Source organism: Escherichia sp. TC-EC600-tetX4, assembly GCF_019356055.1.
Classification (GTDB): Bacteria; Pseudomonadota; Gammaproteobacteria; order Enterobacterales; family Enterobacteriaceae.
On sequence record NZ_CP079924.1, the window covers coordinates 1,141,608 to 1,154,499 of the forward strand.

13 protein-coding genes and 1 other annotated feature are annotated in these 12,892 nt (G+C 49.5%); of the genes, 5 read left to right on the forward strand and 8 right to left on the reverse strand.

The window, feature by feature from the left end; all coding sequences use genetic code 11:
- Positions 1-53 precede the first annotated feature (53 nt).
- The 4 genes from KXD89_RS05515 to KXD89_RS05530 form a co-directional block, all read right to left on the reverse strand.
- The gene (locus KXD89_RS05515) at positions 54-536 is read right to left on the reverse strand and encodes an OmpA family protein (RefSeq protein ID WP_000589847.1); all 483 of its coding nucleotides are present in this window, start codon (positions 534-536) and stop codon (positions 54-56) included.
- Positions 537-551: 15 nt separating this feature from the next.
- Positions 552-1,778 (reverse strand): diguanylate cyclase DgcN, encoded by a 1,227-nt coding sequence (gene dgcN, locus KXD89_RS05520; RefSeq protein ID WP_000969032.1) that lies wholly within the window; start codon positions 1,776-1,778, stop codon positions 552-554.
- Positions 1,768-2,286 carry a YfiR family protein gene (locus tag KXD89_RS05525; protein ID WP_001212391.1) on the reverse strand — a complete coding sequence of 173 codons (519 nt, stop codon included), beginning with the start codon at positions 2,284-2,286 and terminating at the stop codon, positions 1,768-1,770. Before KXD89_RS05525 ends, dgcN begins: the two co-directional genes overlap by 11 nt.
- A gap of 149 nt (positions 2,287-2,435) precedes the next feature.
- On the reverse strand, positions 2,436-2,801 hold the full coding sequence (locus KXD89_RS05530; protein ID WP_000976004.1) for a DUF2799 domain-containing protein: 366 nt from the start codon (positions 2,799-2,801) through the stop codon (positions 2,436-2,438).
- Positions 2,802-3,010: 209 nt separating this feature from the next.
- Here KXD89_RS05530 and aroF point away from each other — a divergent pair, with 209 nt between their 5' ends.
- Both aroF and tyrA read left to right on the forward strand, forming a co-directional pair.
- Positions 3,011-4,081: a 3-deoxy-7-phosphoheptulonate synthase AroF gene (aroF, locus tag KXD89_RS05535; protein ID WP_001168037.1), complete on the forward strand. Its 1,071-nt coding sequence runs from the start codon at positions 3,011-3,013 to the stop codon at positions 4,079-4,081.
- Positions 4,082-4,091: 10 nt separating this feature from the next.
- Entirely contained in the window at positions 4,092-5,213 is a 1,122-nt protein-coding gene (gene tyrA, locus KXD89_RS05540) for a bifunctional chorismate mutase/prephenate dehydrogenase (protein ID WP_000225229.1), read from the forward strand.
- Positions 5,214-5,255: 42 nt separating this feature from the next.
- Here tyrA and pheA read toward each other — a convergent pair whose 3' ends face one another.
- The 4 genes from pheA to bamD all read right to left on the reverse strand — a co-directional run bounded on the left by pheA (position 5,256) and on the right by bamD (position 8,015).
- On the reverse strand, positions 5,256-6,416 hold the full coding sequence (pheA, locus tag KXD89_RS05545; protein ID WP_000200120.1) for a bifunctional chorismate mutase/prephenate dehydratase: 1,161 nt from the start codon (positions 6,414-6,416) through the stop codon (positions 5,256-5,258).
- A gap of 21 nt (positions 6,417-6,437) precedes the next feature.
- Positions 6,438-6,563: a sequence feature (Phe leader region), on the reverse strand.
- Positions 6,515-6,562, reverse strand: coding sequence for a phe operon leader peptide (gene pheL, locus KXD89_RS05550; RefSeq protein WP_010723158.1), 48 nt, complete (start codon positions 6,560-6,562; stop codon positions 6,515-6,517). It overlaps the preceding feature by 48 nt.
- A 102-nt stretch (positions 6,564-6,665) precedes the next feature.
- Positions 6,666-7,007, reverse strand: coding sequence for a ribosome-associated translation inhibitor RaiA (raiA, locus tag KXD89_RS05555; protein ID WP_000178456.1), 342 nt, complete (start codon positions 7,005-7,007; stop codon positions 6,666-6,668).
- 270 nt (positions 7,008-7,277) lie between these two features.
- Positions 7,278-8,015, reverse strand: a complete 738-nt coding sequence (bamD, locus tag KXD89_RS05560; RefSeq protein WP_000197686.1) for an outer membrane protein assembly factor BamD — start codon at positions 8,013-8,015, stop codon at positions 7,278-7,280.
- Between the two features lie 134 nt (positions 8,016-8,149).
- Between bamD and rluD the strand changes: the two genes are divergently transcribed.
- From rluD to clpB, 3 genes are all read left to right on the forward strand, one after another.
- Positions 8,150-9,130 (forward strand): 23S rRNA pseudouridine(1911/1915/1917) synthase RluD, encoded by a 981-nt coding sequence (gene rluD, locus KXD89_RS05565; RefSeq protein ID WP_000079100.1) that lies wholly within the window; start codon positions 8,150-8,152, stop codon positions 9,128-9,130.
- Positions 9,127-9,858 carry a purine nucleoside phosphorylase YfiH gene (yfiH, locus tag KXD89_RS05570; RefSeq protein ID WP_000040169.1) on the forward strand — a complete coding sequence of 244 codons (732 nt, stop codon included), beginning with the start codon at positions 9,127-9,129 and terminating at the stop codon, positions 9,856-9,858. Before rluD ends, yfiH begins: the two co-directional genes overlap by 4 nt.
- Before the next feature lie 129 nt (positions 9,859-9,987).
- Positions 9,988-12,561, forward strand: coding sequence for an ATP-dependent chaperone ClpB (gene clpB / locus KXD89_RS05575; protein ID WP_001235102.1), 2,574 nt, complete (start codon positions 9,988-9,990; stop codon positions 12,559-12,561).
- Positions 12,562-12,892: the final 331 nt, after the last annotated feature.

Genomic DNA, 12,892 nt, shown 5'->3' on the forward strand with positions numbered 1-12,892 from the left:
GTTAAGAAGGGCTGGCCAATTGGCTGGCCCTTTTTTATCTGTTTGCTGGTGTTTTAAGGGGTAGTAATCACCACTGCGACGCGGCGGTTCTCGGCGCGGCCCTGGGCGGTCTTGTTACTGGCTATGGGATATTTTTTTCCTAAACCCTGTGTGGTGAGATTGCTGCGTGGAATTTGTCCACCCATAGCCCATGCATCGGCCACGACATTCGCCCGTTTCAATGATAAGCCTTCGTTGTAACTGTCTTCACCATAGTTATCGGTGTGTCCATCCATACGGGCATGTGTTAGCCCTGTCGAGGCCAATTTAGCTGCCATGGTTTGGATCTGTTGCTGGCTTTCCGGGAGCAATTTGTAGTCATTTTTTGCGAACAGAATGGCATCTGATAAGCCCAGCGACCAGTCGCCGGCGGATTCAGTAAATCCATAAGATTGCATAGCGGCGACTTGCTCAGGAGTAAACTTTCCCTGAGGGGACTGGCAGCCAGTCAGTATTAGTGAGGTGAAAACCAGGGGTGCTACCAGGTGCTTTATCATATCGATATATCCTTGTTATCTCACCAGCTTTTCGGCACGCTGGTGTTTGGCCTGATACATATTGTGATCGGCAAGCTCTTGTAATTTTTCCGCAGAGGCGTGCTCAATGGTCATCGCGTAACCAATGCTTAATGTCATGGTGGTCTGATGGCCATTATGAAGATCAAACGGGAGATTAAAGATTTGTGTCAGTGCTGAACATATCTGCTGCACTTCAGATTCCGACTGTACATCATAGAGCACCATAGCGAATTCATCGCCGCCCAGGCGGTATGCTTTATGTCGCAGCCCGCCAAATTCAGCTAACCGTTTTGCGATTTCAATCAAGACTCTATCGCCCGTCGCATGACCCCAGGTATCATTGATGTATTTGAAATTATCGCCATCAAGAAATAGTAACGCCGACGTTTTTCGGGCATCGGAATTGTTCATCAACGTGTTGATGCCGCTACGAAACGCTGCGCGGTTAGCCAGCCCGGTTAATGGGTCATGTAGCGCGGTACGTAGAAGCTGCGCATTTTTAGCCTGTAAACGAAGCTGCCACTCTTCCATTTCATCCAGCAGACTGTTGAAGTCGAGAGCGAAGCGGTGAAACTCAGCGATACGTTCTTCCGAAACTCGTCGGGAAAAATTGCGGTTGGAACGCACATCATGTACGACATCGGTGATATTTTTCAGCGCTTCTACCAGGCCATTGTGCAAATGGCGGGTGAGGGTAATTGCGATGCCTGATGCCAGCAGAATACAACCGGTCAGTACGGCGAGCGAAAACCAGATAAAATGGCTGATTGAACTGTCGCGAGCGGTTAAGCGTACTTCGCCAATGGTTTCACCATTGTGACGAATCGGCTGAATGATGGGGGCAGGGAAGAGCCAGTGGCTTATGAAATTACTGAAAGTATCGCCTGGATCCTTACGGGTGTAATGCCAGGATGCCAGAATATTTTGCTGCTTATCACGTACTTCTGCAGTTGAAAATTGCCCTTGCTGGCCCAGCGCTGCCAGTGTTTCAGTTGCTGCAGGGCCATCGGCAAAAACGACAGCTGCTTCCAGACTGTAAGTCATTGTTGCTGCTGTCAGTGCCAGGTTTTTTTGCGCGTACTGTTTCAGGGTCAGCACCGAGGTCACGGAAAGCAGCAACCAGATCAGCATCATAGTGATAAATATGCTGGTCATACTGATGTTGCGTAATGCTCTTTTAAACGTGGGGCGCTTATTAAGAGAATTATCGTTATCCATCATTTTTCTTCCGTGCGAGCATTAAGACATCCGGGTTGACCTTTACACCGCTACGCGATAAGGCATCCAGGTTTACGGCAAATCTGACGTCATTATTGTGGATGATCAGACAAAAGGCGCTACCAATAATGCACTCGGTATTTTGTTCGGCAATTAATAATAACGCCTTTGACGGATATTGTTCGGTTAATTCCATCTGGAATGTCGGTGACTCGTTGCCAAAATAAAAACCATTGCAGCCTGAAATCATCGCCTCTTGTTGAGTGTGAATGATGACAGGCAGATAAGGCAAAGATGTCGCGGCATTCTCTTGTAGGGCGGTACTAAAACGTGAAGATGAAAAGATACATAACTTTGGTGGCCCTGATAGCGCAGGCCAGCGGGTGTAACTGACAATACCGGAAACCATCATACGCACGTTTTTCGCAACGTCAGAAGGCTCCTGAGCGAGTATTGGTGCTCCCGTCAGCAGGAGAATCAGAAGTAAGAACAGTCGGTGAGAAAAACGCATTCAGGGATCCCCACCATCTTCGCTCGAAATGCATCGATATTTTTTCAGAATGCTCATTAAAATATCATTTTTTCATGCGACCGTCATCAATGTGAGAAATAAAACACAATGAGTAAAATCTTATGTTTAATTTATTTGTGGGGTTTTAATTAATTTAATCGTATTGTGCTGGCATTTTCATCAGCCCCTTTTTGCCATACTTCATGCAGTTGGCTGGCATTTTCAACATTGTTGCAGCTGGCAGGAAAGCTTTTACCGGAAAGTCCTCGGGCATAAGTAAAATCGGTCTGGCAAGTTTTCTTTTGTCCTTCGGCATATCCTTTAAGGTATAGACCGCGATCCGCCTGTGAATCGCTAAATGCATCGTCATCTTTTATGGCGCTGCCCGATATCGCATCTTCCATACCGACATCATACCAGTCGGTGCTGGTCAAGGTTGGCGCGTGAGTATAAGGATCAATCTGACATCCGCTAACCAGTAAAGCCAACAAGGGGGCGATAAACTTTTTCATCATTTCTTTCTCCTTTTTCAAAGCATAGCGGATTGTTTTCAAAGGGAGTGTAAATTTATCTATACAGAGGTAAGGGTTGAAAGCGCGACTAAATTGCCTGTGTAAATAAAAATGTACGAAATATGGATTGAAAACTTTACTTTATGTGTTATCGTTACGTCATCCTCGCTGAGGATCAACTATCGCAAACGAGCATAAACAGGATCGCCATCATGCAAAAAGACGCGCTGAATAACGTACATATTACCGACGAACAGGTTTTAATGACTCCGGAACAACTGAAGGCCGCTTTTCCATTGAGCCTGCAACAAGAAGCCCAGATTGCTGACTCGCGTAAAAGCATTTCAGATATTATCGCCGGGCGCGATCCTCGTCTGCTGGTAGTATGTGGTCCTTGTTCCATTCATGATCCGGAAACTGCTCTGGAATATGCTCGTCGATTTAAAGCCCTTGCCGCAGAGGTCAGCGATAGCCTCTATCTGGTAATGCGCGTCTATTTTGAAAAACCCCGTACCACTGTCGGCTGGAAAGGGTTAATTAACGATCCCCATATGGATGGCTCTTTTGATGTAGAAGCCGGGCTGCAGATCGCGCGTAAATTGCTGCTTGAGCTGGTGAATATGGGACTGCCACTGGCGACGGAAGCGTTAGATCCGAATAGCCCGCAATACCTGGGCGATCTGTTTAGCTGGTCAGCAATTGGTGCTCGTACAACGGAATCGCAAACTCACCGTGAAATGGCCTCCGGGCTTTCCATGCCGGTTGGTTTTAAAAACGGCACCGACGGCAGTCTGGCAACAGCAATTAACGCTATGCGCGCCGCCGCCCAGCCGCACCGTTTTGTTGGCATTAACCAGGCAGGGCAGGTTGCGTTGCTACAAACTCAGGGGAATCCGGACGGCCATGTGATCCTGCGCGGTGGTAAAGCGCCGAACTATAGCCCTGCGGATGTTGCGCAATGTGAAAAAGAGATGGAACAGGCGGGACTGCGCCCGTCTCTGATGGTAGATTGCAGCCACGGTAATTCCAATAAAGATTATCGCCGTCAGCCTGCGGTGGCAGAATCCGTGGTTGCTCAAATCAAAGATGGCAATCGCTCAATTATTGGTCTGATGATCGAAAGTAATATCCACGAGGGCAATCAGTCTTCCGAGCAACCGCGCAGTGAAATGAAATACGGTGTATCCGTAACCGATGCCTGCATTAGCTGGGAAATGACCGATGCCTTGCTGCGTGAAATTCATCAGGATCTGAACGGGCAGCTGACGGCTCGCGTGGCTTAAGAGGTTTATTATGGTTGCTGAATTGACCGCATTACGCGATCAAATTGATGAAGTCGATAAAGCGCTGCTGAATTTATTAGCGAAGCGTCTGGAACTGGTTGCTGAAGTGGGCGAGGTGAAAAGCCGCTTTGGACTGCCTATTTATGTTCCGGAGCGCGAGGCATCTATGTTGGCCTCGCGTCGTGCAGAGGCGGAAGCTCTGGGTGTACCGCCAGATCTGATTGAGGATGTTTTGCGTCGGGTGATGCGTGAATCTTACTCCAGTGAAAACGACAAAGGATTTAAAACACTTTGTCCGTCACTGCGTCCGGTGGTTATCGTCGGCGGTGGCGGTCAGATGGGACGCCTGTTCGAGAAGATGCTGACCCTCTCGGGTTATCAGGTGCGGATTCTGGAGCAACATGACTGGGATCGAGCGGCTGATATTGTTGCCGATGCCGGAATGGTGATTGTTAGTGTGCCAATCCACGTTACTGAGCAAGTTATTGGCAAATTACCGCCTTTACCGAAAGATTGTATTCTGGTCGATCTGGCATCAGTGAAAAATGGGCCATTACAGGCCATGCTGGTGGCGCATGATGGTCCGGTGCTGGGGCTACACCCGATGTTCGGTCCGGACAGCGGTAGCCTGGCAAAGCAAGTTGTGGTCTGGTGTGATGGACGTAAACCGGAAGCATACCAATGGTTTCTGGAGCAAATTCAGGTCTGGGGCGCTCGGCTGCATCGTATTAGCGCCGTCGAGCACGATCAGAATATGGCGTTTATTCAGGCACTGCGCCACTTTGCTACTTTTGCTTACGGGCTGCACCTGGCAGAAGAAAATGTTCAGCTTGAGCAACTTCTGGCGCTCTCTTCGCCGATTTACCGCCTTGAGCTGGCGATGGTCGGGCGACTGTTTGCTCAGGATCCGCAGCTTTATGCCGACATCATTATGTCGTCAGAGCGTAATCTGGCGTTAATCAAACGTTACTATAAGCGTTTCGGCGAGGCGATTGAGTTGCTGGAGCAGGGCGATAAGCAGGCGTTTATTGACAGTTTCCGCAAGGTGGAGCACTGGTTCGGCGATTACGCACAGCGTTTTCAGAGTGAAAGCCGCGTGTTATTGCGTCAGGCGAATGACAATCGCCAGTAATAATCCAGTGCCGGATGATTCACATCATCCGGCACCTTTTCATCAGGTTGGATCAACAGGCACTACGTTCTCACTTGGGTAACAGCCCAATACCTTCATTGAACGGGTGATTTCCCCTAACTCTTTCAATGCTTTTTGCATTTCCGCTGATTCAAGATTGGCCTGAATATCCAGATAGAACATCTCTTCCCATGGATTACCGTGAATCGGGCGTGATTCCAGACGGGTCATAATCAGATTGTGGTTGCGCAGTACCAGCAACGCTTCAACCAGCGCACCGGCTTGTTGCCCGGTCGCCATTAACAACGTGGTTTTCGCCGGAACCTGATCAGACACGTTAATGGCTTTACGCGCCAACACCACAAATCGGGTGAAGTTTTGTCGCTGATTTGCTTCAATACGCTCCAGTACCTGCAAACCGTACAAAGTGCCGCCAGCTTCGCTTCCCAACGCAGCAACATGCGGTGATTTTGCCTGTGCAACCTTTTCCATTGCCGCAGACGTACTTTCGGTATATTCAATCTTCCAGTGCGGATAACGATTAAGGAATTTGCTGCATTGCTGGAATGGCTGCGGATGGCTGTAGACCGTATTGATGGTGGATAAATCAGTAGTGCCGGAGACCAACAAACAATGGTCGATAGTTAACGTCATCTCGCCAACAATCGACAAGCTGGTATGTTGCAGCAGATCGTAAACGTCGTTTATGGCACCGGAGCTGGTATTTTCAATCGGTACGACGGCATAGTCGGCCTGGCCGGTTTCCACCTGATTAAAAATATCGGCAAATTTGGCGCAGCCACTTTCAATGAATTGCTCAAAGTGACGGGCAGCATACTGGCGCGCCGCAAGATGGGAATAAGAACCTTTGGGGCCGAGAAAAGCGATGCGTGCTGAGTGCGGATTAATTTTATTGAGATGTTGTTGGAGCAAAGCCTGCTGAGTTAATACGGAATCTTCAATGATGAGCTGGAACAGGCGAGTAATGTAATGGGCGTCCAGATGGTGCGCTTTACCGAGCGTAATTAATCTTTCCAGCAAATCGCGTTCACGATCAATATCACGTACCGGGCGATGCGAGAGCAGTTTGGCTTTTCCCACCTCGACGGCCAGTTCGCGCCGTTCTGCCAGTAACGCTAATAATTTTTCATCCAGCGCGCTGATTTTCTCTCGCAGCGCCAGTAACGGGTTTTCCGATGTCATAGTGTTGCCTTTTTGTTATCAATAAAAAAGGCCCCCCGATTTGGGAGGCCTTATTGTTCGTCTTCGCATTCTGTTTCACACGACGAAACGCCTCCCATTCAGGGGAAGGTAAAAAAGAATGCGAAGAAAAACGGTATGTGTTTCATGTTTGTTTCCTTAAGTGACTTTAGTACAGTACCCGTACTGTTTTCACGCTGTCAACAAAAAACGCGCCCGAAGGCGCGTTGGCGATACACTCAATATAAAGGACTACTCTTCTTCAACTTCTTCGACGAAGTTGGCGTCTTTCACCGATGTTGCGGCACGACGTGCTTCGCCTTTGTGCTGCAGTTTATTGAGCTGCCGTTCCAGCTTGTTGATCAATTCGTTAATTGCGGTGTACATATCTTCATGTTTACCACTGGCAACCAGAACGCCGTTAGGTGTATTGATTGTGGCGTCAGCAACAAACCCTTGTGGCTCTTTGGACAGAATGATATGTGGATTAATCAGATGTGTTTGCCATTTTTCCAGTTTGGCGAGACGGTCTGCGACATGTTGGCGGATGGCCGGAGTAATTTCCATTTGTTTGCTGGTAATGTTCATTGTCATAAATTTTACCTCTTGTCTTCCCGTCTTGGTGAATTCAGCATACCGTTCCTGATGTCAAAATGTGTGATGAAAATCTCATAATTTTGTCACTTTTTGTCAACGAATCTTTTTTGTGAGAAATCGCAGGAAGAGATGTTTTTTTACTTGAGGAATATCTCAAAGCGAGCCATATTTGATGAGATCGATAGCGACTAAATCGCTTCAGTTTCACAACTGACAGAATAAAAAAACGGCAGCTCAAGGGCTGCCGTTTTGTGTTTCAGGTTTCTGTTATGTATTGCTGCTGTTTGCGGCGATGATTTTCGCTACTTTTTCAGCTTGCGCATTCATCTGCATCTGACGGTATGCATTTTCCATCAGCGGCAGCGCATCACGCGTAGCCTGGGTATCCGGGTAGTCGCGCAACATGCCTTCTACGCGGTTAACGACGGCAACCCATGCGCCACGTTCTGTATAGTACTCGGCCACGGAGTATTCATATTTCGCCAGACGATCTTTCAGGAATACCAGACGTTTGGTGGCATCGGTGGTGTACTGACTGTTCGGATAGCCGCGCACCAGTTTGGAAAAGTCACTAAACGCAGCTCGTGCATGTTGAGGATCGCGATCGCTACGATCGACGCCAAAGAACCCTTGCAGCGCACTGTCATCCAGCGCCATATTGGTCAGGCCACGCATGTACATGACATAATCGATATTCGGATGGGTCGGGTTAAGGCGAATAAAACGATCGATGGCAGCCTGTGCTAACGGCAAATCGGCGTTTTTATAGTAGGCGTAGATGAGATCCAGCTGCACCTGCTGCGAATACGGACCAAACGGATAGCGATTATCTAACGCTTCCAGTTGCGTTATTGCCTGTCTCCAGTTACCGTCCTGCAGCTTTTGTTGTGCAGTCGCGTAAATTTCATTTGGCGGATTATCAGGTACTTCTTCCTTTGACCCCGAGCAACCCGCCAAAAACAGGCTTAGTGTGGCGGCTGCCACCAGATATTTCATGCGCGTCATGACGTTTTGACTTTCCTCAAAATGTAATACGGGAGATTCTCTGTTCCTGCTCCCGGTTAAGACCAGCTACAATAGCACACTATATTAAACGGCAAAGCCGTAAAACCCCAACGATAAACGAAGAAGCAGTATATATGGCACAACGAGTACAGCTCACTGCAACGGTGTCCGAAAACCAACTCGGTCAACGCTTAGATCAGGCTTTGGCCGAAATGTTCCCGGATTATTCACGTTCGCGAATAAAAGAATGGATCCTCGACCAGCGAGTGCTGGTTAACGGCAAAGTTTGTGATAAGCCGAAAGAAAAAGTATTGGGTGGCGAGCAGGTTGCCATCAACGCTGAGATTGAAGAAGAAGCGCGTTTTGAACCGCAGGATATCCCGCTGGATATCGTCTATGAAGATGAAGACATTATTATCATTAATAAACCGCGCGACCTGGTGGTACATCCTGGCGCGGGTAACCCGGATGGCACGGTACTGAATGCGTTGCTTCATTACTATCCACCCATTGCCGATGTACCGCGTGCGGGCATCGTCCATCGTCTGGATAAAGACACCACTGGCCTGATGGTTGTGGCAAAAACCGTTCCGGCTCAGACGCGTTTAGTCGAATCTTTGCAACGGCGTGAAATTACTCGTGAGTATGAAGCGGTGGCGATTGGTCATATGACCGCAGGTGGCACGGTGGACGAGCCAATCAGTCGCCACCCGACCAAACGTACCCATATGGCGGTGCATCCGATGGGCAAACCAGCGGTGACTCACTATCGCATCATGGAACACTTCCGTGTGCACACGCGTCTGCGGTTGCGTCTGGAAACTGGACGTACGCACCAGATCCGCGTGCATATGGCCCATATCACTCATCCGCTGGTGGGCGATCCGGTTTATGGTGGCCGTCCGCGTCCGCCAAAAGGTGCTTCGGAAGCATTTATCTCCACGCTGCGTAAGTTTGACCGCCAGGCGCTACATGCAACCATGCTGCGTCTTTATCACCCGATCTCCGGCATCGAAATGGAATGGCATGCGCCTATTCCACAAGATATGGTGGAGCTGATTGAGGTGATGCGCGCCGATTTCGAAGAACATAAGGATGAAGTGGACTGGTTATGAGTAAGCTGATTGTCCCGCAGTGGCCGCAGCCAAAAGGTGTTGCGGCCTGTAGCTCCACTCGTATCGGCGGCGTGAGCTTGCCCCCGTATGACTCACTCAACCTCGGTGCCCATTGTGGCGATAACCCGGATCACGTTGAGGAGAATCGCAAGCGACTTTTTGCTGCGGGCAATTTGCCTTCTAAACCGGTCTGGCTTGAGCAGGTACACGGCAAAGATGTGCTTAAGCTCACTGGCGAACCTTATGCCTCAAAACGGGCGGATGCCTCTTATAGCAATACGCCCGGCACGGTTTGCGCAGTGATGACTGCCGACTGCCTCCCTGTGCTGTTTTGCAATCGAGCGGGAACGGAAGTCGCCGCCGCTCATGCTGGCTGGCGTGGACTGTGCGCAGGCGTGCTGGAAGAGACGGTTTCCTGTTTTGCTGATAATCCGGAAAATATTCTCGCCTGGTTAGGGCCGGCAATTGGTCCACGCGCGTTCGAAGTGGGGGGGGAGGTTCGCGAGGCGTTTATGGCAGTAGACGCTAAAGCAAGTGCAGCTTTCATTCAGCATGGTGATAAGTATCTGGCGGATATTTATCAGCTTGCCCGGCAGCGTCTGGCGAACGTGGGTGTTGAGCAAATTTTCGGCGGCGACCGTTGTACATATACGGAAAATGAGACTTTCTTCTCTTATCGTCGCGACAAGACCACCGGTCGTATGGCAAGTTTCATTTGGCTGATATAACCTAAAGAATCAAGACGATCCGGTACGCGTGATTTTCTTTTCACATTAATCTGGTCAATAACCTTGAATAATTGAGGGATGACCTCATTTAATCTCCAGTAGCAACTTTGATCCGTTATGGGAGGAGTTATGCGTCTGGATCGTCTTACTAATAAATTCCAGCTTGCTCTTGCCGATGCCCAATCACTTGCACTCGGGCACGACAACCAATTTATCGAACCACTTCATTTAATGAGCGCCCTGCTGAATCAGGAAGGGGGTTCGGTTAGTCCTTTATTAACATCCGCTGGCATAAATGCTGGCCAGTTGCGCACAGATATCAATCAGGCATTAAATCGTTTACCGCAGGTTGAAGGTACTGGTGGTGATGTCCAGCCATCACAGGATCTGGTGCGCGTTCTTAATCTTTGCGACAAGCTGGCGCAAAAACGTGGTGATAACTTTATCTCGTCAGAACTGTTCGTTCTGGCGGCACTTGAGTCTCGCGGCACGCTGGCCGACATCCTGAAAGCAGCAGGGGCGACCACCGCCAACATTACTCAAGCGATTGAACAAATGCGTGGAGGTGAAAGCGTGAACGATCAAGGTGCTGAAGACCAACGTCAGGCTTTGAAAAAATATACCATCGACCTTACCGAACGAGCCGAACAGGGCAAACTCGATCCGGTGATTGGTCGTGATGAAGAAATTCGCCGTACCATTCAGGTGCTGCAACGTCGTACTAAAAATAACCCGGTACTGATTGGTGAACCCGGCGTCGGTAAAACTGCCATCGTTGAAGGTCTGGCGCAGCGTATTATCAACGGCGAAGTGCCGGAAGGGTTGAAAGGCCGCCGGGTACTGGCGCTGGATATGGGCGCGCTGGTGGCTGGGGCGAAATATCGCGGTGAGTTTGAAGAACGTTTAAAAGGCGTGCTTAACGATCTTGCCAAACAGGAAGGCAACGTCATCCTATTTATCGACGAATTACATACCATGGTCGGCGCGGGTAAAGCCGATGGCGCAATGGACGCCGGAAACATGCTGAAACCGGCGCTGGCGCGTGGTGAATTGCACTGCGTAGGTGCCACGACGCTTGACGAATATCGCCAGTACATTGAAAAAGATGCTGCGCTGGAACGTCGTTTCCAGAAAGTGTTTGTTGCCGAGCCTTCTGTTGAAGATACCATTGCGATTCTGCGTGGCCTGAAAGAACGTTACGAATTGCACCACCATGTGCAAATTACTGACCCGGCAATTGTTGCAGCGGCGACGTTGTCTCATCGCTACATTGCTGACCGTCAGCTGCCGGATAAAGCCATCGACCTGATCGATGAAGCAGCATCCAGCATTCGTATGCAGATTGACTCAAAACCAGAAGAACTCGACCGACTCGATCGTCGTATCATCCAGCTCAAACTGGAACAACAGGCGTTAATGAAAGAGTCTGATGAAGCCAGTAAAAAACGTCTGGATATGCTCAACGAAGAACTGAGCGACAAAGAACGTCAGTACTCCGAGTTAGAAGAAGAGTGGAAAGCAGAGAAGGCATCGCTTTCTGGTACGCAGACCATTAAAGCGGAACTGGAACAGGCGAAAATCGCTATTGAACAGGCTCGCCGTGTGGGGGACCTGGCGCGGATGTCTGAACTGCAATACGGCAAAATCCCGGAACTGGAAAAGCAACTGGAAGCCGCAACGCAGCTCGAAGGCAAAACTATGCGTCTGTTGCGTAATAAAGTGACCGACGCCGAAATTGCTGAAGTGCTGGCGCGTTGGACGGGGATTCCGGTTTCTCGCATGATGGAAAGCGAGCGCGAAAAACTGCTGCGTATGGAGCAAGAACTGCACCATCGCGTAATTGGTCAGAACGAAGCGGTTGATGCGGTATCTAACGCTATTCGTCGTAGCCGTGCGGGGCTGGCGGATCCAAATCGCCCGATTGGTTCATTCCTGTTCCTCGGCCCAACTGGTGTGGGGAAAACAGAGCTTTGTAAGGCGCTGGCGAACTTTATGTTTGATAGCGACGAGGCGATGGTCCGTATCGATATGTCCGAGTTTATGGAGAAACACTCGGTGTCTCGTTTGGTTGGTGCGCCTCCGGGATATGTCGGTTATGAAGAAGGTGGCTACCTGACCGAAGCGGTGCGTCGTCGTCCGTATTCCGTCATCCTGCTGGATGAAGTGGAAAAAGCGCATCCGGATGTCTTCAACATTCTGTTGCAGGTACTGGATGATGGGCGTCTGACTGACGGGCAAGGGAGAACGGTCGACTTCCGTAATACGGTCGTCATTATGACCTCTAACCTCGGTTCCGATCTGATTCAGGAACGCTTCGGTGAACTGGATTATGCGCACATGAAAGAGCTGGTGCTCGGTGTGGTAAGCCATAACTTCCGTCCGGAATTCATTAACCGTATCGATGAAGTGGTGGTCTTCCATCCGCTGGGTGAACAGCACATTGCCTCGATTGCGCAGATTCAGTTGAAACGTCTGTACAAACGTCTGGAAGAACGTGGTTATGAAATCCACATTTCTGACGAGGCGCTGAAACTGCTGAGCGAGAACGGTTACGATCCGGTCTATGGTGCACGTCCTCTGAAACGTGCAATTCAGCAGCAGATCGAAAACCCGCTGGCACAGCAAATACTGTCTGGTGAATTGGTTCCGGGTAAAGTGATTCGCCTGGAAGTTAATGAAGACCGGATTGTCGCCGTCCAGTAAATGATAAAACGAGCCCTTCGGGGCTCGTTTTTGTCTATAAGTTAGACGGAAAAGACTATATTTAAGATGTTTTGCCTGAAAAGTGAGCGAACGATAAAGTTTTTATATTTTTCGCTTGTCAGGCCGGAATAACTCCCTATAATGCGCCACCACTGACACGGAACAACGGCAAACACGCCGCCGGGTCGGCGGGGTTCTCCTGATAATCTCAACAGAGAAAAGCAAAGAAATGCTTGACTCTGTAGCGGGAAGGCGTATTATGCACACCCCGCGCCGCTGAGAAAAAGCGAAGCGGCACTGCTCTTTAACAATTTATCAGACAATCTGTGTG

What these genes read in the sequence shown, in the direction of transcription:
- KXD89_RS05515 (WP_000589847.1), bottom strand. Translation starts at nt 536, where the DNA reads ATGATAAAGCACCTGGTAGCACCCCTGGTTTTCACCTCACTAATACTG.
- dgcN (WP_000969032.1), bottom strand. Translation starts at nt 1,778, where the DNA reads ATGATGGATAACGATAATTCTCTTAATAAGCGCCCCACGTTTAAAAGA.
- KXD89_RS05525 (WP_001212391.1), bottom strand. Translation starts at nt 2,286, where the DNA reads ATGCGTTTTTCTCACCGACTGTTCTTACTTCTGATTCTCCTGCTGACG.
- KXD89_RS05530 (WP_000976004.1), bottom strand. Translation starts at nt 2,801, where the DNA reads ATGATGAAAAAGTTTATCGCCCCCTTGTTGGCTTTACTGGTTAGCGGA.
- aroF (WP_001168037.1), top strand. Translation starts at nt 3,011, where the DNA reads ATGCAAAAAGACGCGCTGAATAACGTACATATTACCGACGAACAGGTT.
- tyrA (WP_000225229.1), top strand. Translation starts at nt 4,092, where the DNA reads ATGGTTGCTGAATTGACCGCATTACGCGATCAAATTGATGAAGTCGAT.
- pheA (WP_000200120.1), bottom strand. Translation starts at nt 6,416, where the DNA reads ATGACATCGGAAAACCCGTTACTGGCGCTGCGAGAGAAAATCAGCGCG.
- raiA (WP_000178456.1), bottom strand. Translation starts at nt 7,007, where the DNA reads ATGACAATGAACATTACCAGCAAACAAATGGAAATTACTCCGGCCATC.
- bamD (WP_000197686.1), bottom strand. Translation starts at nt 8,015, where the DNA reads ATGACGCGCATGAAATATCTGGTGGCAGCCGCCACACTAAGCCTGTTT.
- rluD (WP_000079100.1), top strand. Translation starts at nt 8,150, where the DNA reads ATGGCACAACGAGTACAGCTCACTGCAACGGTGTCCGAAAACCAACTC.
- yfiH (WP_000040169.1), top strand. Translation starts at nt 9,127, where the DNA reads ATGAGTAAGCTGATTGTCCCGCAGTGGCCGCAGCCAAAAGGTGTTGCG.
- clpB (WP_001235102.1), top strand. Translation starts at nt 9,988, where the DNA reads ATGCGTCTGGATCGTCTTACTAATAAATTCCAGCTTGCTCTTGCCGAT.